This window comes from Haloferax marinum (genome assembly GCF_009674625.1).
Taxonomy (GTDB): domain Archaea; phylum Halobacteriota; class Halobacteria; order Halobacteriales; family Haloferacaceae; genus Haloferax; species Haloferax marinum.
Genome location: NZ_WKJQ01000001.1, coordinates 2,522,745 through 2,542,751, shown reverse-complemented (window position 1 = coordinate 2,542,751; position 20,007 = coordinate 2,522,745). Strand labels below are relative to the sequence as shown.

At 63.3% G+C, this 20,007-nt stretch carries 22 protein-coding genes; 10 read left to right on the top strand and 12 right to left on the bottom strand.

All coding sequences use genetic code 11. From position 1 onward, the window contains the following. The first annotated feature begins 27 nt into the window (after positions 1-27). Positions 28-1,083 (top strand): enolase-like domain-containing protein, encoded by a 1,056-nt coding sequence (locus tag GJR99_RS12800; protein WP_151112757.1) that lies wholly within the window; start codon positions 28-30, stop codon positions 1,081-1,083. Between the two features lie 249 nt (positions 1,084-1,332). On the opposite strand, the gene GJR99_RS12795 is transcribed toward GJR99_RS12800, so the two are convergent. Next, complete coding sequence (locus tag GJR99_RS12795) at positions 1,333-2,259, bottom strand: HFX_2341 family transcriptional regulator (protein WP_151112755.1); 927 nt, start codon at positions 2,257-2,259, stop codon at positions 1,333-1,335. A gap of 130 nt (positions 2,260-2,389) precedes the next feature. On the opposite strand from GJR99_RS12795, the gene GJR99_RS12790 reads away from it, so the two are divergent. After that, a complete protein-coding gene (locus tag GJR99_RS12790) occupies positions 2,390-2,584 on the top strand; it encodes a hypothetical protein (RefSeq protein WP_151112753.1) in 195 nt (64 codons plus the stop codon). 172 nt (positions 2,585-2,756) lie between these two features. Here GJR99_RS12790 and GJR99_RS12785 read toward each other — a convergent pair whose 3' ends face one another. The 7 genes from GJR99_RS12785 to GJR99_RS12755 form a co-directional block, all read right to left on the bottom strand. Then, complete coding sequence (locus tag GJR99_RS12785) at positions 2,757-3,881, bottom strand: putative sulfate/molybdate transporter (protein ID WP_151112751.1); 1,125 nt, start codon at positions 3,879-3,881, stop codon at positions 2,757-2,759. A 202-nt stretch (positions 3,882-4,083) separates the two neighbouring features. After that, a complete protein-coding gene (locus tag GJR99_RS12780; protein ID WP_151112748.1) occupies positions 4,084-4,656 on the bottom strand; it encodes a cysteine hydrolase family protein in 573 nt (190 codons plus the stop codon). Next, on the bottom strand, positions 4,656-5,474 hold the full coding sequence (locus GJR99_RS12775; RefSeq protein ID WP_151112746.1) for a YqcI/YcgG family protein: 819 nt from the start codon (positions 5,472-5,474) through the stop codon (positions 4,656-4,658). Before GJR99_RS12775 ends, GJR99_RS12780 begins: the two co-directional genes overlap by 1 nt. A 109-nt stretch (positions 5,475-5,583) precedes the next feature. After that, positions 5,584-6,057, bottom strand: a complete 474-nt coding sequence (locus GJR99_RS12770; protein WP_151112744.1) for a GNAT family N-acetyltransferase — start codon at positions 6,055-6,057, stop codon at positions 5,584-5,586. A 69-nt stretch (positions 6,058-6,126) separates the two neighbouring features. Beyond that, positions 6,127-6,411, bottom strand: a complete 285-nt coding sequence (locus GJR99_RS12765) for an amphi-Trp domain-containing protein (RefSeq protein WP_151112742.1) — start codon at positions 6,409-6,411, stop codon at positions 6,127-6,129. 71 nt (positions 6,412-6,482) lie between these two features. Further along, complete coding sequence (locus GJR99_RS12760; RefSeq protein WP_151112739.1) at positions 6,483-7,982, bottom strand: sodium:solute symporter family protein; 1,500 nt, start codon at positions 7,980-7,982, stop codon at positions 6,483-6,485. Then, positions 7,982-8,197 (bottom strand): DUF3311 domain-containing protein, encoded by a 216-nt coding sequence (locus GJR99_RS12755; protein ID WP_151112737.1) that lies wholly within the window; start codon positions 8,195-8,197, stop codon positions 7,982-7,984. The genes GJR99_RS12760 and GJR99_RS12755 overlap by 1 nt, the downstream gene beginning before the upstream one ends. Positions 8,198-8,417: 220 nt before the next feature. On the opposite strand from GJR99_RS12755, the gene GJR99_RS12750 reads away from it, so the two are divergent. Next, positions 8,418-9,161, top strand: a complete 744-nt coding sequence (locus GJR99_RS12750) for a sugar phosphate isomerase/epimerase family protein (protein ID WP_151112735.1) — start codon at positions 8,418-8,420, stop codon at positions 9,159-9,161. Between the two features lie 170 nt (positions 9,162-9,331). Continuing rightward, the gene (dnaG, locus tag GJR99_RS12745) at positions 9,332-10,708 is read left to right on the top strand and encodes a DNA primase DnaG (protein ID WP_151112733.1); all 1,377 of its coding nucleotides are present in this window, start codon (positions 9,332-9,334) and stop codon (positions 10,706-10,708) included. A gap of 76 nt (positions 10,709-10,784) precedes the next feature. Here dnaG and GJR99_RS12740 read toward each other — a convergent pair whose 3' ends face one another. Next, complete coding sequence (locus tag GJR99_RS12740) at positions 10,785-11,144, bottom strand: GNAT family N-acetyltransferase (protein ID WP_154326106.1); 360 nt, start codon at positions 11,142-11,144, stop codon at positions 10,785-10,787. Between the two features lie 44 nt (positions 11,145-11,188). Beyond that, a complete protein-coding gene (locus tag GJR99_RS12735; RefSeq protein WP_151112729.1) occupies positions 11,189-12,502 on the bottom strand; it encodes a DUF92 domain-containing protein in 1,314 nt (437 codons plus the stop codon). 177 nt (positions 12,503-12,679) lie between these two features. Here GJR99_RS12735 and GJR99_RS12730 point away from each other — a divergent pair, with 177 nt between their 5' ends. Beyond that, positions 12,680-13,288 (top strand): undecaprenyl diphosphate synthase family protein, encoded by a 609-nt coding sequence (locus GJR99_RS12730; protein WP_151112727.1) that lies wholly within the window; start codon positions 12,680-12,682, stop codon positions 13,286-13,288. A gap of 120 nt (positions 13,289-13,408) precedes the next feature. Here the strand turns inward: GJR99_RS12730 and GJR99_RS12725 are convergent, their stop codons facing one another. Then, complete coding sequence (locus tag GJR99_RS12725; RefSeq protein WP_151112725.1) at positions 13,409-13,597, bottom strand: hypothetical protein; 189 nt, start codon at positions 13,595-13,597, stop codon at positions 13,409-13,411. A 146-nt stretch (positions 13,598-13,743) separates the two neighbouring features. On the opposite strand from GJR99_RS12725, the gene GJR99_RS12720 reads away from it, so the two are divergent. Continuing rightward, the gene (locus tag GJR99_RS12720; protein WP_151112723.1) at positions 13,744-15,084 is read left to right on the top strand and encodes a serpin family protein; all 1,341 of its coding nucleotides are present in this window, start codon (positions 13,744-13,746) and stop codon (positions 15,082-15,084) included. A 23-nt stretch (positions 15,085-15,107) separates the two neighbouring features. On the opposite strand, the gene uppS is transcribed toward GJR99_RS12720, so the two are convergent. Continuing rightward, entirely contained in the window at positions 15,108-16,037 is a 930-nt protein-coding gene (gene uppS, locus GJR99_RS12715) for a polyprenyl diphosphate synthase (protein WP_151112721.1), read from the bottom strand. Positions 16,038-16,248: 211 nt separating this feature from the next. Between uppS and GJR99_RS12710 the strand changes: the two genes are divergently transcribed. From GJR99_RS12710 to hemA, 4 genes are all read left to right on the top strand, one after another. Then, positions 16,249-16,647, top strand: a complete 399-nt coding sequence (locus tag GJR99_RS12710) for a DUF5778 family protein (protein ID WP_151112719.1) — start codon at positions 16,249-16,251, stop codon at positions 16,645-16,647. A 139-nt stretch (positions 16,648-16,786) separates the two neighbouring features. Next, entirely contained in the window at positions 16,787-17,848 is a 1,062-nt protein-coding gene (ahbB, locus tag GJR99_RS12705; protein WP_151112717.1) for a siroheme decarboxylase subunit beta, read from the top strand. A gap of 1 nt (position 17,849) precedes the next feature. Further along, on the top strand, positions 17,850-18,494 hold the full coding sequence (locus GJR99_RS12700; protein WP_151112715.1) for a precorrin-2 dehydrogenase/sirohydrochlorin ferrochelatase family protein: 645 nt from the start codon (positions 17,850-17,852) through the stop codon (positions 18,492-18,494). After that, positions 18,491-19,876 (top strand): glutamyl-tRNA reductase, encoded by a 1,386-nt coding sequence (hemA, locus tag GJR99_RS12695; RefSeq protein WP_151112713.1) that lies wholly within the window; start codon positions 18,491-18,493, stop codon positions 19,874-19,876. The genes GJR99_RS12700 and hemA overlap by 4 nt, the downstream gene beginning before the upstream one ends. The last annotated feature ends 131 nt before the right edge of the window (positions 19,877-20,007 follow it).

Sequence of the window (20,007 nt, the reverse complement as noted above, 5' to 3'; positions counted from 1 at the left end):
CCCCTGTCGTTCCCAACCTGTGTTCCAATGAACACCTTCGACCGTGTGGCTGACCTGCCACTCACCGTCGAATCCGTCTCTCGTGACCGCCGCGAGAGCGATACGTCGAGTGGATTCCTCCGAAAGACGACCATCTTCTCGCTCGCAGGCGACGGCGACGTGGGGCGTGGTGAAGACGTGACCTACGACGCCGAAGACCACGACGCACTCGCAGATGCCCCCGAGGACGTGTTCGGCATCGACGGAACCTACGACTCCTTCGCCGACTTCTCGGCCGCACTCGACGACGTCGACCTGTTTCCGACGAAAGAACCAGAACGCGAACCGTCCAGACACTATCGGCGGTGGGCGCTCGAATCCGCCGGACTAGACCTCGCACTCCGCCAGAACGGCACCGACCTCGCAACCGCGGTTGGCCGCGAACGCGACCCGGTCCGATTCGTCGTGAGCACACGCCTCGGTGACCCGCCGTCTGCCGACCGCGTAGAGATGCTCCTCGAACGCGACCCGAACTGTGAGTTCAAACTCGACCCTACGTCGGAGTGGGACGACGCCCTCGTCGCGTCACTCGCCGACCACGACTGCGTCAGAATCCTCGACCTGAAAGGCAAGTACGAGGGAACCGACGTGGACCAAGCGCCCGACCCGGAACTCTACGAGCGCGTCGTCTCCGGGTTCCCGGACGCCGTCATCGAAGACCCGGCGTTCACCGACGAGACGCGACCGCTGTTCGACGGCCACGAAACACGTGTCTCGTGGGACTATCCGATTACGGGCGTCGAGTCCGTCGAGGAACTGCCGTTCGAACCCGCGTGGCTGAATATCAAGCCCTCGCGGTTCGGCACCGTCCAGTCGCTCTTCGACACCATCGACTACGCCGACGAGCGAGGGATGACACTCTACGGCGGCGGACAGTTCGAACTCGGCGTTGGCCGCGACCACATCCAACTGCTCGCGTCGGTGTTCTACCCTGACGGACCGAACGACGTCGCACCGAGTGGGTACAACCTTCCCGACCCACCGGCGGACCTCGCCGTGAGTCCGCTGACGCCGGGCGACGACCCGTCGGGTCTCGACTTCTGAGCGTCGGTCTGTGGGATAGGGGGAAGAGAGGGGAGGGGCAGTGTACAGGAGGGTGAAGACGACGTGTCGCTCACCCACGTTACCGTCCGTGCGTACAGGGATTAAACACGGCGCGGCGGGGTTCGACGCTCACACCGCCCCCGTAGATTCATATACTGGTGGGCGGCCAGACCGCACAGACTCGTGCAGGTACTCGCCCCGAAGACACTCGCTCGCCCATTTGCCACACTCGTCGCCAGTGTACTCTCCCTACTCGTCGCTGTCTGCGTGAGCGCGGACCCACAACTCACCGATTCGGGAGAGTCGCGTCCGGTAGGACTTCCCGCGTTCTTCCTGTTCGATGTAGCCTTTCCCACCGGGGCCGAGGCGGTCGACGTTGTAGATGACCTTCGACCGGAAGGAGTCGGTGTACTCTTCGTTCATCTCGCGGGCGAGTGCTTCCGCGAGTTCCGACACCGACCCGAACTCGCCGTGTTCGCCGAGTTTGAACAGGATGACCTCTTCGAAGGGTTTGACGTTCGAGAAGGAGGCGACAGGTAGTTCGACGATGTGACGCGAACCGATTTGCTTCGCGCCGATGGTGGTCCCGCGTTCGTCGAACTCCGAGAGCAGGTCGGACGACACGTCGAGGCGTTCGCGGATTCGGTCTTCGTCTATCTCGCCAGATTCGAGGATGTCGGCCAAGAGGTCACGCCCGGTTCGGAGCTCCTCGGCCAGTTCGGACTCCAGATACTTCTCCGGGGCGGTGTAGTAGGTGTGGATGCGGTCTCTGTCGGCCTGCCGCTCCACCATGATGGAGTGAGCAGCGGTGGCGAAGGCGAAGGAGACAGGACGCGGCATTGCGCTGACGTTCACCCACACCTCTCCGGGTTCGTCGCCGTCGCCTCGCAACTCGTCGTCGGCGTCGAGTTCCGCGTTGATGAGGTCGTAGGCTTGCTCGAAGGCGGCGTCGTAGTCGTAGACGTCGTCGACGACGACGCGCGCCGTCTCCGCACCGAGCAGGTTCTCGAAGTCCTTCTCGAGTTTCTTCGAGAGGTTTCGCGAGTACTCGACGTTCGCCTCGCTCCCGACGGCACCCTCCAGGAGGATGACGCGGTCGACGTCCAACTGATCGCGGATGAGCGGCGCGATGAGCCGGTCGTAGTCGAACCCGACGGGAACGATGTGCGTCTGCATACGTGGTACGTGGGTACGGCGCTTATAAAAAGCACCAGTTCCCTTACCGTTGACCGGACACGGTTACTCACAGGTAGACGGGCAAATAGTATTGAACGTAGCAGTTCAACACCTATCTGAGAGACGACAGATGGGAGAGAACGATTCAGAGTGGACGCCCGCCGAACAGGAGATAATCGACATCGTCGCCGAACGGAAAGGACGCGAGTACGCTGAGGAACACGCAGAACTCGCCCTCAAACAGGCAGAACTAGTCGGGGTGCTCAAACCCGAAGACCGAAGCCAGTCGAAGAGCGAAGACAGCGACGTTCAGAGTGAGGAGTGACGACCACGGTACATTGTGCCTGGAGTGCGTGGGAGTGGGAAGACGACCCGACCCAATACTGCCCGTTCTGTGAAACGGTAGGCGGAGCAGACCGGGAGCACCACAGGAAACCAACGACGAGATTACGGACGCCGAATAGGTGAGAAGATAGCGAAGTCGGAGACGTCCTGTTCTATAGACCCGACACCAGCCACGAGAGCGCACCACGCCGCCGTTCCCACATCAACCACACCACAATCCCCACAACAAACGCCACACCCAGATTCACGACGACCCCCAGAACCCCAATCCCGGCGACCAGCACGTACGCCTCGGTTTCTCGAATGCTGGTCCGGGCGAGTTGGAGCGCGATAATCGCCAGCACGACGCCGAGCATCGCCAGTGGGTAGGCGGCGACGAGTTCGACGGCGACGAGCGCGACGAGCAGGTAGCCCACACCCAGAATCACGTTCGCGGCGGCGGTGCGAGCGCCGAAGGCGTACTTGCCGGCGACGCCGCCGCTGCCGTGGCACATCGGAAACGCGCCGAAGGGGACGGCCGCGAGGTTCATCACGCCCATGCTCGACGCGAGTTCGTCGGCCGAGATATCCCGGTCGAAGTAGTCGGACATCAGCACCGACGTAGCCAACGCGGCGTTGCCGACGGTCATCGCAATCTGGGCGGACGCCGCTTCGAACGCCGGCATGGTGACCCCCGAGACGTCGACGAGGAAGAGACCGTCCATCGAGGGGAGCGTCGGCGAGGGGACGCCGGTGTGGAACGCGGCGATTCCACCGCCGACGAGGAGCACTGCGAGCGCACTCACCTTCCACCGGCCGAGGGCGATTGCGGCGACGGCGACGACGGCGGCGATGCCGGCGAATCCGGGGTTCGACAGACTGAGTTGCAGACCGGTTTCGAGAAGAACGAGGGCGACACCGAACTGGACGCCGCGGACGACGGGCGACCCGATGTACCGACTCACGCGTGCGAGTGAGTTGGTTCGACCGACGCCGAGCAAGACGACACCGAGAAAGAGGCCGGCGACGAGCGCTTCGGTGGTCGAAACCGTGCCGGCGAGGACGAGCGCCGCCAGCGCCTTCATCGGTTCGACGGACATCGGGGCCGCGTAGTAGAGACCCCAGACGATTTGGAAGATACCGAACCAGAGGAGGACGAACGAAAGCGAGAGGTCGGTCAAGACCGAGAGTGCCACGACGAGCGGGAGGACCGTAACCGAATCTCCTACCGCGCCCGTGAACTCGTTCCACGCGAACGTTGGGGCGAGATTCTCTCGATGTGGAAACGAAGCACCCATGTCTACCAGATTTCGGTCTGGAAACAAATGTGTTTGTGTAATCAGAATCTGATTCGCTCACGTTCTGAGAAACTATATTTGATTACGCCCAGCCACGGAAGACGTCAGATTTGCGGCCGTACAGCTTTGCGTATGCGAGTGCGCTCGATGGTTCGATAGTGCCGGGTGTGCTCGATAACGCTCGGTGTGTTCGACAGCGCTCTCAGACGCCGCGTTCGCCCAGTAGGTCTCCCGTCTCGACGACAGTCGCGAACTCCCGGTGCAGGTGCGCCAGTGCAGTTCGGTGCATCTCGTCTGCGGAGAACTGCGTCCCGTCGTAGCCTTCTCGGTCGAACGTCGCAACCGCGTCTGCAGGGAGAAACACGTCGAAGCCGAGGTTCTCGGCCATCCGCGTCGTCGTCGAGACGCAGTGGTCTGTCGTGAGTCCGCAGACGACGAGCGTCGTGTAGTCACGGTCACGGAGCCACGACTCGAGGTCGGTGCCGACGAATCCGCTGTTGACGTGTTTGGTGAAGACGACTTCGCCCTCGACGGGTTCGGCCTCGGGTTTCCAGTCGAATCCCGCGGCGTCACGCCGGAGTGGGGAGTTCGGTTCGGTCGAGTCGTGTCGGACGTGAACCACAGGGGCGCCCGCCTCGCGCCACGCCGCGAGCAGGCCCGCGACTCGTGCTTCCATCTCGGGATTGTTTCTGTCACCCCACGCGTCGTCGTCGAACCCGACTTGCATGTCGATACAGACGAGTACGGCGTCTTCGGGGAGGTCGACGTCGGTCATCAGTCGTCCGCCGGCGACATGGTGTCGTCAGCCGACACGATGGGGACTTTCGGGTGTTCGCGCGTGACGCGAATCGGACACTCGTCGGGTGCCTGCGACTCGTCCGACGAGAACATATACTGCGGCCACTCGCGGTCGCCGTCGACCCCCCAGTCACCGAGGTCGGCGTGGGGGCAGACACCGTCGTAGGCTTCGAGGCGGTTCTGGATGACCGCTCGTGCCTTCTGTCCGGCCTCGGTGTCGGCGGTGAGACCGTCGAACAGCGACCGGGGTTGGAACGTGATTTCGAGACCCCACGGGCAGTAGCGACTCTGGCGCTCGTCGTAGAACGGGGCACGCGTCGTCGGGAAGATGGGTTCGCCGCCGAAGGAGAACTCCCAGGTCGAGTCGTCGGGGTCGGTCGGAATCTCGTCGGGCCACGGTTCGGGGTCGTGGACGTGGAGGAACTGGAGGATGTGCCACAAGTGTTCGTGGTAGTCAGCCTCCGTCAGGTCCCGCTCGGGCGGTTTGAAGAACGCGACGAGCGAGGCCGCCTCCGAGTAGTCGCGGTAGACGTCGAGATATTCGACGAGCGTGTCACGAAGTGCGAGCAAGGCGTCTTTGTCGGTCATCGAATCGACGAAAGTGTAGAGGGCGTCGCCGTTGCGTTCGGATTCGACGCCGAAGTAACAGGGGAAGGGCGCACCGTCGTCGTCACCGAGCATCGTCTCACGGAAGGTCTCGTAGTGCTGGACTGCCCATTCGGGGAGGGCCCCGTCGTCCAGTCGGCGGCGGAGCACGTCCTGCTCCACGAGCACTTGGTGACCCGTCTCGTTCATATCCGGGCGTTAGCGTGGGTAGATTTGAGGGTTCGGGTTTACCGGTCGAATCCCGCTCGAACCGTGGGTCGTCGCCGGCACGGTTGCGACGTTACACCGAGAGAGACGGTTACAGCGGTCGGTCCATCTTCACGTAGCGCGTCTCGTAGCCCATCGAGTCGTAACACGACCGGGCGGCGTCGTTGCGAGCGTGAACGCTCAACGAGACGCGAGTACACCCACGTTCTCGTCCCCACTCGTGTGCCCGTTCGAGGAGTGAGGTTCCGAGACCTGCCCCCCGTGCCTTGGGAGCCACGTAGAGGTCTTTCACCTTCGCCGCCGCATCTCGGGCAAACACCGGCGGTGCCTCCGAGTACGAGACGGTCGTATACCCGACCAATCCCTCGTCGTCGACGGCGACGAACGTCTGCACGTCGTCGTCGGTGAGTTGCGCCCGTCGGTAGTCGATTGCTTCGGTTCGGGCGTCTACGTCCTCGGCAAGCGCGTCGTAGTCGTCGATGGCACCCATCTCCCTGGCGAACGGAAGCCACAGGTCGTCGATGAGTGCGGTGACGTCGCTCTCGGCAATCGGACGAATGTGCATGATACGTGAACACTGAGACACGTGTCAAAAAGGTATCTGAGCGGCGTTCTCGGGGACGACCCCGTTCAGTTACTCGATTTGTAACTCGCCGCTGTCGCCACCATCGCCACCGTCTTCGTCCCACTCCAGTTCGAACTCGACGCTCAGTTCGCCCGGTTGGCCGGCGGGGCCTTCGCGTTCGGCTTTCACTTCGAACGTCGGCGACGCCGGGGGGTCCATCGTCACCGACTGCGACCCAGCTTTCAGCGTAATCGGTTCGCCTGCGTCGAGTTTGTCGGCGATGGCGCGGAGGTAAGAGGCGATTTCGGTTCGGCTCTGGCGGGCCTCGGATTTGAACAGAACTTCTTCTGGCATGACTCGAATATCGTAACACAGCGGGATAAATCTCGCCACGGTCGGAGGCGACGACGACCCAGTCTGCCCTCTCAGTCGGCACGCAGTCCTTCGGAGAACCGGCTTTGGTTCTCCTCGGGTGCAGCGGCGGTCAGCGAAGAGACGCCGAGCGTCAAGAGCGCGGACAGCACCATCCCCCAGAGGGCGAAGTCCCACGTGAGGTACGTCCCCCCGAGGACGGTGATACCGGCGATTTCGAACGCCGGAACGAAGACGTGAGCGAGATAGAACAGCTGTCCGCCGACGATTCCAGCGAACATTCCCGAGCGGGTCGTTCGCGCCCAGTAGAGCGCGATGATGACGGGGAGTGCCATCTGTGCGAAGCCACCGAAGGCCGTGTCGCCGACTTCGATGAGCGTGCCGGGGCGGAACAGACTGGCGACGAACGTGAGCGTCGCAAAGAGGGCGACGCCGATACGGGCAATCCACGCCTCGCGGGCGTCTGACAGCGAGGCGTCGACGAACGGCCGGTAGAGGTCACGAGTGAAGTACGACGACCCCGAGAGGAGCATCGAGTCCGACGACGACATCATCGCGGCCATCGCGCCGGCGACGACGAGCGCCGCGAACCACACTGGAGTGTACTCGTTGAGGAGGACGGGTAAGACGTTCGCGCCCTCGGGGACCGAGATACCGAGGCCGGCGGCCCACGTGCCGAGGATGAACGCGGGGACGAACAGGAGGACGACGAGAACCGGCCACAGCGCGAACGAGCGCTTGAGGACCGCGCCGGATTTGGCGACGAAGAAGCGCTGATTGATTTGCGGGAACATCGCCACGCCGAAGGCGATGGTAATGGCCGTCGAGATGATGAACTGTGGGGAGTAGAGGCCGCCGCCGAGTGCGAGGAACTCGGGTTTGTTCGTCGCGAGCGCGTTCGAGAGTGCACTGGGGCCGCCGGCGGCAGTGGCGACCCAGCCGACTGCAAGCCAGACGACGCCGAGCATGAACAGCCCCTGGAGCGTGTCGGTCCACGCGACACCACGGAGGCCGGCGATGACGACGTAGGCAATCATGAACACCGTGATACCGGCGGCACCGGCCCAGTATGGGACGATTCCGTTCGTCAGGCCGACGATTGCTTCACCCGCGCCCATCTGCTGGAGCATCACGTAGGGGAACAGCCAAAAGAGGCTGATACCGGCGACGAGGGCGCGCAGTCGCTTCGACCCGAAGCGGTCACCGAGCATCTCACCGAGGGTCACGTAGCCGTGGGCCTTCCCGACGAGCCACTGTTTGTAGCCGACGACGTACCAGAGGAGAGCGAACAGGACGCCGTCCATCACGCCCATCACGAGAATCCACTCGGGGCCAGCACGGTACGCGAGGTCGGGCCCGCCGAAGAACGTAAACGCAGAGAGGAGGGTGGCGAAGGTGGTAAACAGCAAGACGACAGTCCCGATAGAGCGCCCGGCGAGGTAGTAGTCTTCGGCGTCTCGACTCGTGAGCCGATACGCGAGTAACCCCACGGCGAGGGCGACGAGGAGGTACGCACCGACGACGCCGAGTTGAATCCCGAGTGCAGAGACCATCAGCGGCCCCCCTCGACGATGCCACGGTCCCAGGCACGCCGGGTGAACAGGTGGAACACCACCGCGGCCAGTACCATCCACCCGATGTGCCACCAGAGCCACAGCGGAAGGCCGGCGAAGACCCGACTATCTCCCCAGAGGAACCACGGGACTGCGAACGTCACGAGGATTGCGAACGTCACAATCCAGAGGTAATCGATGCTCGTTCTCGTCATCTCTGGAGACGATAGTTAACATTAGAACGTAAATCTTACTCTACAGACCTACGTCAACCCCTATTGAAGAAAAATAATCTTCAAACACGAGTTGTGAATCTTACTGACCACTCATAATGGGTGGAACAATTGCGATGTGGCCAGTACTCGACGACCAGCGCTCCAGAGAAGATTCACCGCTCCCGGAACAATTTCCCACCCTGCAATCGACCCGACAGGTATGGACTTCGGTATTCAACTGTACTCGCTTCGGAATCTCGACGAACCGACAGGGTCGTTAGTAGAGCGCGCCGCAGACGCCGGATTCGACGGCGTCGAGTTCGCAGGCCTGGACGACGACGAGCACACGCGAACGGCCCTCGACGAGACCGGACTCACGGCACCATCCGCACACGTTCCTATCGAGGAACTCGAATCCGACCTCGACGCCGTCTGTGAACGGTACGGGGCACTCGGTGTGGAGACACTCGTCGTCCCCTATCTGCCGCCCGAGGAGTTCGCCGACGCCGACACCGTCGACGAGACGGCCCACCGACTCGACGACCTGACGGCACGGTGTGACGACCGAGGGTTCAGACTGCTGTACCACAACCACGAACACGAACTGCAGACTGTCGCCGGCGAACCGGCCCTCGACCGACTCGCCGAAGAATCCGGAGTCGGCTTCGAACTCGACCTCGCGTGGATACTGGCCGCCGGATACGACCCTGCGGACTATCTCGACCGGTACGCCGACCGGACGCCACTCGTCCACCTGAAAGACGTCGTCCTCGATTCGAGCGCCGACCGAGGTGGCCGCCCCGTCGAACTCGGAGCGGGTGAGTTGGACGTCGACGGCTGTCTCGCCGCCGCCAGCGACGAGTTCGTCGAGTGGGTCATCGTCGAACACGACGACCCCGAAAACCCGGCCGAGTTCTGTCAGTCGGCAGGGGCGGCTATCGCCGACCTTCGGAGCGAAGAGTAGCGGAGAACCAGGCCGAAACCGAAAACCGAGACCGACCACCGTTCGCGTTCGATTCGTCGGCCACGATAGATATTTCCCTCGGGCGCTACTTATATAAACACGTTCGTGGGTTCCACCCATGACGCCATCACTATCACCACATCATCACCTCCTCCGGGAGGACATCACCAATGGACGACACTGCAAAATATCTCATTCACGCTTCCATCTCCGCCGACGGGGTCGTCGAACGGAGCGACGTAGTCGGGGCTATCTTCGGCCAGACCGAAGGCCTCCTCGGCGACGACCTCGACCTCCGTGACCTCCAACAATCCTCGAAGGTCGGTCGGATAGACGTACAGGTAGACTCAGAAAACGGCCACTCGTTCGGTCAGATGACCATCGCGAGTAGTCTCGACAAGGTCGAGACGGCCATTCTCGCCGCCTCACTGGAGACGCTCACCCGCGTCGGCCCGTGTCAGGCGGTCATCGAAATCACGAACATCGAAGACGTTCGCGAGGCCAAACGCCGGATGGTCGTCGAGCGCGCCAAGGAACTGCTCACGGAGTCGTTCGACGACACCGTGATGACCTCGACCGAGATTCTCGAAGAGGTCAAAGAGAGCGTCCGCGTCGAAGACATCACCGAGTATCACGGCCTCCCGGCAGGACCCCGTGTGACCGACTCCGACGCGATTATCGTCGTCGAAGGCCGCGCCGACGTGCTGACACTCCTCCGATACGGCATCAAGAACGCCATCGCCGTCGAGGGGACGAACGTTCCCGACGACGTCGCGACGCTCACACAGGAACGAACCGTGACGGCGTTCCTCGACGGCGACCGTGGCGGCGAACTCATCCTCCGCGAACTCTCGCAGGTCGGTGACGTCGATTACGTCGCCTTCGCGCCCGAAGGCCAGTCCGTCGAGGACCTCGACCGAGGAGCGGTTATCCGCGCGCTCCGCAACAAAGTCCCGCTCTCCAGACTGCCGGACGAAGGCGACTTCCGGTCGGCCGTCGCCGACGCCAACGACACCGGTGGTGTTGCGCCGGACCCTCGTCCGGAGTCGCCGACGACTGACACGTCGTCGACTCCACCCGCAGACGTCACCACCGACGCGGTCGGCGAGACGAGTTCGGACAACAACGGAACAGTCACCGTCGAGAAGACGGTCGAAGCAGACACCGGTAGCGACCCGACTGCCGAGGCCGACGTGTTCAGTGATTCGACCGTCGAGGCCGTCGCGGAAACGGTCGAACCGGTCCAACAGACGCGGTCACTTTCGGACCACGTCCGTGAGACCATCTCCGACGGAAGTGGGCTTGCACGATTACTGGATGCCGACTTCGGCCTGCTGGACGAAGTCGCAGTCGAGAAGATATACGACACGCTCGAAGACGCCGACCCGGTTCCGCGACTCGTCGTCGTCGATGGCGAAGCGAGCCAGAAACTCATCGACATCGCGGCCCAACGCGGTGTCGGAGACGTGGTCGCCCGCTCGACCGGCGAGTACGTGAAGAAACCCGTCAGTGTGCGCGTCAGGACCGCTGACCAACTGCTGACGTAACTCGGCACACTCGCCCACATAATCGGCACACTCGCCCACATACTCGACACGCTCGCCCGTATTTTTCACTCGTGTTTCACACGCAGTCGGTGCTGCGGACGAGTCGAATCGCGTCTTCACCGTCGAACGCGCCGCCGATTCGGTCGTCGTGACGGAACCCCAACGCGTCGTAACACGCTCGTGCGCCCTCGTTTTCTGGATGGACCAACAGCGTGAGTGACGACCCAGGGTGTCGGTCGTGATACGCTTCGACGAGGGCAGTCGCACGGCCTTCTCGACGGGCGTCGGGCGAAACTGCGAGTTCGGCGAGGTGGGTTCCGACACCGAGGACGTATCCGACTGGCTGGTCGTCGTCGTCGACAGAGACGAGAAGCGTCCCGACTGCCGGCCAGGCGTCGAACAGTTCTGGAGACGGGTGCGAGACGAGCGATTGCATCGACTCGATGGCAGTCTCGTCGGCCGGTCGGGCCACTCGGACTGTCACAGCGGAAGCCAGACGACCACAGCACCCAGTGCGCCGCCGAGCGTCATGAGGAAGTTGACCGCCTGATTGCCGAGACGGTCACCTTCGACTGTCGCACCGAGGAGACTATCGACGGTCATCCCGACGACGCCGCCGACGAGGATGGCGACCGCGGCGGCCGTGTCGGGGAGCGGGAGCAACACGATCGCACTGCCTGCGACGAGCGCCGCCCCAGCGACACCGGCGACTTCGCCTTGCCACGTGACCGCTCCGTCGGTCCCCGCGGGGACTGGCTTGAGCGACGTGATGAGTCGAGGGTTGTCGAACAGCCCTCCGATTTCACTGGAGAGTGTGTCACTCATCGCGGCCGCGACGGACCCGGCGAACGCGAGGACGAAGAGGTCGCTTCCGAGTGGTTGGCCGACGGTCTCCATGGTGGCGTACCCGACGACTGCGAGGAGTGAGACGGCCGAGTTTCCGAGAACGTTGCCAGTGCCGCGAGCGCCTTCGTTGTCCTCGGCGACGCCGCGTTCTGCTTTGCGCTCGTACCGGAATTTGGTCGCCAGTGCGCCGATGCCGAAGAACGAAGCGAGGACGACAGCCCACCCGAACCCGCCGAATCCGACGGCGACGAGCAAGAGAAGGACGCCGGTAATCATGCCGGCGACAGAGGCCGTTCCGAGGGCGTAGGCGGCATAGCCGAGTGCGACGGTCATCGCGATGGCGACGCCCGTCTGTGCAGGAGTAACGGGACCGACCAACCCGTCGACACCCCAGAGTGCGATGCCGACGGTGAGCATGACGACAGGGTCGTCACGTTCGTAGAGCGCAGACCGCAAGAGTGCGGCGACGAGCGCACCGAGTGCGGCGATGAAGATGAACCGAGAGAGTGCGAATGGTTCGTCGGTTAGGCTGACGACGGCCGCCTGTCCAACTGTGCCGGCGAGAACGCCGACGCTGACGAATCCAGCGGCCCGGAGGAATTCGTCGTCGGCACGAGTGTCCACCAGTCGCGCCCCGAGGTTGCCGTACGCGAGTATCAGCACGGAAGCGACGAAGACGGTAATCGGCATTCTGGCCCGCGGAACCGTCGCTAAGAGTGCTAAGCCCGTCGCCGCAAGGGAGAATCCAGCCAACCCGTTGAGGCGGCCATCCTTGCGGTCTCCGGGTCGCGCGAATAACTCGAAGAGCGGCCCGTCGTCGATGACGAACGCCGCCAAGAGCGCGACTGCGGCGAACGGGGCGAACGCGGCCGTACCGAGACTGGGGGCCGCGAGGGCCAACGTCCCGACGACCGCGAATCCACCCGCTCGCCGTAGCGTGGAAGTCACATCGTTCGGTATCCCCGACTCGCACTTAACCCTCCCGACATCGGTGACCCACGCGGTCCCACACAATGCGGGGGTTCCACATCTGTGCCGCCTCGTCGAATCCGGTCATCTCCTCGAATCGATTGCCATCTCGTCGAATCCGAAGCGTTAGGGCCCCCGGCGCGAGTACGAACTCCCGTGGGACTGTACGACTACTATCTCGCCCTCCGATTCCGCCTCGACGACGCGGACGCACCCGAACACGTCGCACTCGTCATCACCGAGCGCGACCTGTTAGAACAGGGCGCGTACGCCACGCTCGAAGACGTCATCCGCTGGGCCTTCGAGTACGGGAGCGAACGCGTCACTGTCTCGGTGAGCGTCCTCGACGAGGCAGTCGTCCCGACGCTCTCCCGCGAACTCCGCGACCTCGACACCCCGTACCAAATCGCCGTTCGTGAACCCGGTGACACCGAACCGGCAGACGCCCCCGTCCAGGTGAACATCGGTCTCGGCGGAAAACGCGAGTTCGCCGCCGTCGTTCGGTCGCTCGCCGAAGAAGTCGACGCAGGGGAGTTGGACCCCGACGACATCGACGGCACCGACATCGAAGAGCGACTGGTGTTTCCCGACGAACCCGACTTCGTCGTCAAGACGGGTGCCGAGCGACTCTCGGACTTCATGATTTGGCAGTCCGTCTACGCAGAACTCTACTTTACCGACGTGAACTGGCGAGACTTCAGACGGCGCGACTATCTGCGGGCGTTGCGGGACTATCAGGACAGACAGAGGCGGTTCGGCCGATAGGCCGAATCACGTGGCGGCTATGCCGACACGGAGGTTTGGACGGTTCGCTGACGCTCACCGTCCAAACGCTGTTGCACCCTTCGGGCGCAACAGAAGTTCGGGCGATAGGAACCCAGTCTGCTATCTCGCCTCTGTCGGTGAGTCCGACTGACGGGTGTTCAGGTAGACGATGACGAATGCGACCACCGCTGCGAGCAATGCCGTCTGGATTGCCGAACTCACGGGCATCTGGAAGATGAAGAGTGAGAGGAAGGCGGCGAGGACGGATGCGACGAGGGCACTTCCGACGAATTTTATCAGGGCGTTCATGCCCACGTGTACGCCAGGTGAGCTCTTATTCGTATTCGTGACAGCGAGTCTCCAGCTTCTTCTACTTCACTGGCGGCGGCGAAAATAACACAAAGACCCGCTTGGGTCTACAGAAGACCTATTCCTCGCTGTGTGAATCGTCCGACATGAACCGTCGCGAACTGCTCGCGCTCTCGGGTGCACTCGCCGCCGCAACGGTGGCCGGATGCACGGGCACCGAGGACCCCCCGTCCGAGACGGACACGACAGCACCGCCCTCCACAGACACACCGACCGACGAACCGCCGACTGGCGAACCCGGTGTCGACGACGAACGACTCGCTGCACTCGCCGCTGGAAACGCCGAGTTCGCCCTCGAACTCCACAACCATCTGGCGGCTAACACGGGCGGTAACCAGTTCCTCTCGCCGTACAGCATCTCGGTGGCACTGGCGATGACCTACGCCGGCGCTCGTGGCGACACGCGCCAGCAGATGGAAGACGTGCTCCACTACACGCTGGGCGAGGAGATTCACTCCGCCTTCGCCGACCTGCAAGCCGAACTCGACAGTCGGCAGACGGCCACCGACCCCGTCGACGACTCCGAAGTCGACGCCTTCCAACTGTCTGTGGCGAACACGCTGTGGGGAGCAGATGGCTACCCGTTCTCCGACGACTACCTCGGACTGCTGGAGGAACACTACGGTGCAGGCCTCCGAGAAGCAGACTTCGCGGGCGACCCAGATGGCGAACGCGAGCGAATCAACGACTGGGTCGCCGACCAGACCGAAGACCGAATCGAAGACCTGCTCCCAGCAGGCTCTATCACCCCACAGACGGTGCTCGTCCTCACCAACGCCATCTACTTCATGGCGAGTTGGTTGCACAAGTTCGACCCCGAAAACACCGAAGACGGGACGTTTACCGCGCTGGACGGGACCGAATCGACGGTTCCGCTCATGCACCAGGAGATGGACCGTGTGAACTACGCGTCGATTCCGGGGGCACAGGCCGTCGAACTCCCGTATATCGGCGAAGACGTGTCGATGGTGCTCATCCTCCCCGACGAAGGCACCTTCGAAGAGTTCGAGCAGAATCTCACCGCAGCGCAGTTGTTCGGCATCTTCGAGGAGATGAGCGATGCGACGGGGTCGCTCGTGTTCCCGCGGTTCGAGTTCGAGACAGAGGTGCAGTTGTCGAAGGCGCTCTCGGAACTCGGGATGCCCATCGCGTTCGGCGGGGGTGCCGACTTCGGCGGGATGGTCGAAGGGGGACAGGGCGGCCTCTTCATCGACGAGGTGTTCCACAAGTCGTTCGTGTCAGTGGACGAAGATGGAACCGAAGCGGCGGCGGCGACGGCCGTCGTCATGCTGGAATCGTTACCACCCTCGTGGGGCGAACTCCGGTTCGACCGGCCGTTCCTGTTCTGTATTCGTGACCGGCCGACCGACGCGATTCTCTTCTTGGGTCGCGTCACCGACGCCGGCGCTGCACAAGGGTCGGAGTAGGTCGCAGAACCGCGGTACTGGCCTCAGTCCGCCGTCTCGTCGGTCCGCTTCGCCAACTCGGCGGAGACTTCGTCGGCACCCGACGACGGCAGTTGTTCACGGAGTCGGCCGGCGACAGTTCTCGCGTCTTCGAACTCGACTTCTGCGACGGCGCGGACGAGGGCGACGGCCCGCTCGGTTCGCGTCCGTTGCCACGATTTCTCGCGTGACTCGTAGGTTCGAATCCCGCGAAGCAGGTCTATCTTCGAGAACTCCGGCCAGTAGGGCGCACAGAAGTAGACGGCCGCTTCGTTGCCGTTGGCGTGCCACGGCAGGAAGTTCGAGGTTCGCTCGTCGCCGCCGGTGCGGATGATGAGGTCTACGTCGCGGACGGGTTGTCGAGAGAGGTGGGAGTCGACCGCTTCGACGTCGACGTCCTCGGGCGAGAGGTCGCCACTGTGGACTTCGCGACAGACGTCACGGGCGGCGCTGAGGAGTTCCGCTCGGCCGCCGTACGCGAGGGCGATGTTGAGTGTGAACGTGTCGTAGTCGGCGGTCTCCGATTCGGCGTAGTCGATGGCGTCGCGGACACGCTCCGGGAGCATATCCACCTCGCCAATCGCGCGGACGGCGACTTCTCGTTCGTGGACGCGTTCGGCGTCGGCGAACTCGTACAGTTTGTTCTCGAAGAGGTCGAACAGCGGTTCTCGCTCGTGAGGCGGGCGCTCGAAGTTCTCGGTGGAAAAGGCGTAGAGCGTCAACTCCTCGATGCCGAGTTCTTCACACCATTCGAGGACGTTCTCGGTCGTCTGCGCACCCGCACGGTGGCCGTCGGGCGCGTCGTCGCCGCGCTTTTTCGCGTAGCGGCGGTTCCCGTCTTGGATGATTGCGACGTGTGTCGGCCCCTCGCCAATCTCGCGGCGGAGCACACGCTCGTAGGCGCGTCTGAACCCACGGCGGAACCACCCGAACATGTATCGTGGGTGGCATGGACAGCCTATGTGTCTTGTGGGTTCGTATCGGTGCGGGTCGCCGCCGTGTCGACCCGACCGAGCCGGTGTGAACCGGTTCCCCACGAGCAATGCGAGTCGAAAGTCGTCGCGGGAGTGAACGAGGGAAACGAGTGTGCCTGGAATCCCACAGACGAATCGCCATCCGTTTGTACTTCGCCGAGAAGGTGTGGACATGAGCGAGACCATCGACGACGACCTCTACCAGCGAACGCTCGCACTGCTCGAACCGGGCGACATCGAGCTAGTCGGCGCTATCGTTCACACGGACCTCAGCGGTCGTGAGGACCTCGAGATGCAGGAGATGACGGTGGCGATAAACGAAATCATCGCCGACCACGCCGGGAAAGGAGACGCGTGGATTTACGCCGGCAACGACGACACGGACTTCTCGTCGAACCAGTTCCAGGGACTCAGCGTCGACGACGACGAGTTCGTCTGGGAGTGTCAGCAACTCGTCCGTGACGGCACGTTCGACCTCGTGTTCTACTACGAGGCGACCGCCGACCACGACGCCATCGTCGCAGACCTCGAAGCACTCGACAACGTCGAGAAAGTCACGCCCGTTCCCTGAACGGTCTTTTTCTCCACCTATCCGACGCGGCACACTGCTCGAATCACCGACGTTCGGGTCTTTCGATGGCCGACACCAGTGCGTTCTCGGAGCGAGAACAAGCGAGGTGCTTATTGCCTTCGCATCCTGACTCACGCCCATGATACAGGCGGACGCGGACTTCTCTCGTCTCGACCGCGCCATCGTCAACGCCTTTCAGGGCGGGTTTCCCGTCGTCGAACGTCCGTTCGAACCTGCTGCTGCCGCGCTCCGGGAACGCGGCGTGGACGTGACGGCGTCGGAACTCTGTGAACGTGTTCGGAGCCTCGACGAAGAGGGAACACTCTCACGGTTCGGTGCACTCGTCAACGCAGAAGAAATCGGTGGCACGGCGACGCTCGTCGCCATGCACGCGCCACCTGAGCGCTTCGACGAGGTCGCAGAACAGGTGAACGCACACCGGGAAGTCGCACACAACTACGAGCGCGAACATCCACACCTCAACATGTGGTTCGTCGTCTCTGTCGCCACAGAGTCACGTGTAGACGAAGTGCTCGCGGCGATAGAAGACGAGACCGGGCAACCGACGTACAACATGCCCAAAATCCACGAGTTCCACGTCGGTGCGAAGTTCCTCCTCGACAGCCCCGTCTCGGACGGCGACCTCGACCTCTCGCACCTCGGCCCAGACGTCGAACCGTCGGGCGAACGACTACTCACGCCCGACGAACGTGACCTCGTCTTGGAGATACAGGGTGGGCTTCCGATAACGGAGACGCCCTACGCCGACGTGGCCGAGGCACTCGGGCAGGAGACCGCGTGGGTCGTCGAGACCATCAAGCGGTTCAATCTCGAGGGGAAGGTGCGTCGCGTCGGCGTCATCCCGAACCACTACGCCCTCGGCTACTCGGAAAACGGCATGACCGTCTGGAACATCCCCGACGACATCGTGATGGACGTCGGCCCGAAAATCGCCGCACTCGACTTCGTCACCCACTGTTATCGCCGACCACGGCACGAGGGCGTGTGGCCGTACAACTTCTTCGCGATGACCCACGGCCGGTCGAAAGAAGAGAGCGACGCTCGAATCGAGCGTGTCCGCGAGGTCATGAGCGAGTACTGGGATGTGGACGACGACGACTGGGATTCGCTGTTTTCGACGCGAATCTTGAAGAAGACTGGAATCCGACTGGACGAGCGAGCAGACGCACACACAGAGTGAGATGGTTCCACTAGTTCACGACCTGTCCGGCGAGACGGTCCTCGTGTTTGGGGGCGGTCCCGTCGGGGCACGGAAGGCACGGCGGTTCGCCCGCGAGACGCGAACCGTCGTCGTGAGTCCCGAGTTCGCAGACCGGGAGTTCGGCGAGTCCGAACTGGTCCGTGCCGCCCCCGAACCCGACGACGTCGCCGACTGGGTCGAGCGATTCGACCCTGTGCTCGTCGTGGCGGCGACGAACGATAGCGACGTGAACGACGCTGTCGTCGCCGCGGCCCAAGCCCGAGGCGTACTGGTCAATCGGGCGGACGAGAGCGGCGACCGCGACGCGGGAAGCGTCGTCGTTCCCGCCACCGTGGACGACGGAACTGTGTCCGTTGCCGTCACGACCGGCGGCGCGAGTCCGGCGCTCTCGAAGTACCTCCGTGAGCGCATCGAGGCCGAACTCGACGGCGCAGGAGCGATGGCCGACCTGACCGCCGACCTCCGAACTGAACTCAAAGAGTCTGGCCGACCGCCGGCCGAACGCCGTGCGGCGATTCGTGCCGTCGTCCGAGACCCAGCAGTTTGGAAGGCTTTACGTAGTGCGGATGCAAACCCCCGACGAGAGGCAGCGCGCGTGATTACAGAACAGCGGGGTAATTCATGAGAAGCGCGGGTGTCATCTCTGGTGTGAGCGTCGCCCACGACCGGGCGAGCGTTCAGGAGATAGAATCCGCATCGAGCGACGACGTCGAGACCGTCGTCGCCCGACTCCGCGAGCGAGACGGTGTCACAGAAGCGTTCTCGTTGCAGACGTGTAACCGGGCGGAGGCGTACGTCGTCACCGACGACGCCGCCGACGGACGCCGCGCACTGGCGGATTTCGCGCCCGACGTTCGAGACGGGAGCGTTCGACACATGGACCACGAAGAGAGCCTTCGCCACCTGATGCGCGTGGCGGCGGGTCTCGAATCGCTCGTCCTCGGCGAAGACCAGATTCTCGGTCAACTCAAGACCGCCGTCGAGGCGGCCCACGACACCGGGAGCATCGGCTCGATGCTCGAAGACGCACTGATGAAAGCCATCCACGTCGGCGAGCGTGCCCGCAACGAGACGGCGATAAACGAAGGTGCAGTCTCGCTCGGAAGCGCCGCCGTCAGACTCGCTCGCGCCAAACTCGACCACCCTATCGAGGAGGCACGCGCCCTCGTCGTCGGCGCGGGCGAGATGGGGACGCTCGCCGCGAAGGCGCTCGCGTCTGTGGACGTCTCCGAACTCGTCGTCGTGAATCGGACCGTCGCCCACGCAGCGCATCTCTCCCGTGAGGTGCCCGGCATCGACGACGCCGCCGGACTCGACGACATCACCGAGTTGCTCGTGAACGCGGACCTCGTCATCACCGCGACGAGCAGTCCGAACTACGTCGTCGGAACGACACATCTCGAAACCGCGGGCGAGACGATGCTCATCGACATCGCCCAACCACGCGACATCGACCCGGCGGCCGACGAGTTCGACGGCGTCTCTGTCCACGATATCGACGACTTGGAGACGGTCACCGACCGAACGGCGGCCCAGCGCGAACAGGCGGCCAAACAGGTCGAAGCGATGATAGACGAAGAGTTCGACCGCCTACTGGCCTCCTACAAACGCAAGCGGGCCGACGAGGCTATCTCCTCGATGTACGAGGCGGCAGAACTCGTCAAGCGCCGCGAGGTTTCGACGGCCATCTCGAAGTTGGAAGCACAGGGCGACCTGACCGACGAACAGCGTGAGACGGTCGAATCCCTCGCAGACGCACTCATCGGGCAACTGCTCTCTGCGCCGACGAAGAGTTTGCGCGACGCCGCCGGCGACGACGACTGGACGACCATCCAGACTGCGATGCAGCTGTTCGACCCCGGATTCGACGACTACTCGCTGCCGGACGAACTGAAGTCGGCACCGGCGATGACGGACGACGCCGAAGACGGGCGCTCCGAGGGCGACCACGACGTCGTCGACGAGGACGCCCCACGTCGTGTCGTCGAGCAACTCTCGAACGACTGAACGCCCGGTTTTTCTGACGCGCTCTACCCAGTACGACTGGCTAGTCTTGGGTTCTGTCTCGCTAGTCGTACGTTCTGTCTCGCTAGTCTTGGGTTCTGTTTTTCTCCCGTCTGACCGCCGTCGATTCGCCC

Excerpts from the sequence above, each read along its gene's own strand:
- GJR99_RS12785 (WP_151112751.1), bottom strand. The coding sequence starts at position 3,881 with ATGGGTGCTTCGTTTCCACATCGAGAGAATCTCGCCCCAACGTTCGCG.
- hemA (WP_151112713.1), top strand. The coding sequence starts at position 18,491 with ATGAGAAGCGCGGGTGTCATCTCTGGTGTGAGCGTCGCCCACGACCGG.
- GJR99_RS12775 (WP_151112746.1), bottom strand. The coding sequence starts at position 5,474 with ATGAACGAGACGGGTCACCAAGTGCTCGTGGAGCAGGACGTGCTCCGC.
- GJR99_RS12800 (WP_151112757.1), top strand. The coding sequence starts at position 28 with ATGAACACCTTCGACCGTGTGGCTGACCTGCCACTCACCGTCGAATCC.
- GJR99_RS12750 (WP_151112735.1), top strand. The coding sequence starts at position 8,418 with ATGGACTTCGGTATTCAACTGTACTCGCTTCGGAATCTCGACGAACCG.
- ahbB (WP_151112717.1), top strand. The coding sequence starts at position 16,787 with ATGATACAGGCGGACGCGGACTTCTCTCGTCTCGACCGCGCCATCGTC.
- dnaG (WP_151112733.1), top strand. The coding sequence starts at position 9,332 with ATGGACGACACTGCAAAATATCTCATTCACGCTTCCATCTCCGCCGAC.
- GJR99_RS12720 (WP_151112723.1), top strand. The coding sequence starts at position 13,744 with ATGAACCGTCGCGAACTGCTCGCGCTCTCGGGTGCACTCGCCGCCGCA.
- GJR99_RS12700 (WP_151112715.1), top strand. The coding sequence starts at position 17,850 with ATGGTTCCACTAGTTCACGACCTGTCCGGCGAGACGGTCCTCGTGTTT.
- GJR99_RS12765 (WP_151112742.1), bottom strand. The coding sequence starts at position 6,411 with ATGCCAGAAGAAGTTCTGTTCAAATCCGAGGCCCGCCAGAGCCGAACC.
- uppS (WP_151112721.1), bottom strand. The coding sequence starts at position 16,037 with ATGTTCGGGTGGTTCCGCCGTGGGTTCAGACGCGCCTACGAGCGTGTG.
- GJR99_RS12755 (WP_151112737.1), bottom strand. The coding sequence starts at position 8,197 with ATGACGAGAACGAGCATCGATTACCTCTGGATTGTGACGTTCGCAATC.
- GJR99_RS12760 (WP_151112739.1), bottom strand. The coding sequence starts at position 7,982 with ATGGTCTCTGCACTCGGGATTCAACTCGGCGTCGTCGGTGCGTACCTC.
- GJR99_RS12795 (WP_151112755.1), bottom strand. The coding sequence starts at position 2,259 with ATGCAGACGCACATCGTTCCCGTCGGGTTCGACTACGACCGGCTCATC.
- GJR99_RS12740 (WP_154326106.1), bottom strand. The coding sequence starts at position 11,144 with ATGCAATCGCTCGTCTCGCACCCGTCTCCAGAACTGTTCGACGCCTGG.
- GJR99_RS12780 (WP_151112748.1), bottom strand. The coding sequence starts at position 4,656 with ATGACCGACGTCGACCTCCCCGAAGACGCCGTACTCGTCTGTATCGAC.
- GJR99_RS12710 (WP_151112719.1), top strand. The coding sequence starts at position 16,249 with ATGAGCGAGACCATCGACGACGACCTCTACCAGCGAACGCTCGCACTG.
- GJR99_RS12790 (WP_151112753.1), top strand. The coding sequence starts at position 2,390 with ATGGGAGAGAACGATTCAGAGTGGACGCCCGCCGAACAGGAGATAATC.
- GJR99_RS12770 (WP_151112744.1), bottom strand. The coding sequence starts at position 6,057 with ATGCACATTCGTCCGATTGCCGAGAGCGACGTCACCGCACTCATCGAC.
- GJR99_RS12725 (WP_151112725.1), bottom strand. The coding sequence starts at position 13,597 with ATGAACGCCCTGATAAAATTCGTCGGAAGTGCCCTCGTCGCATCCGTC.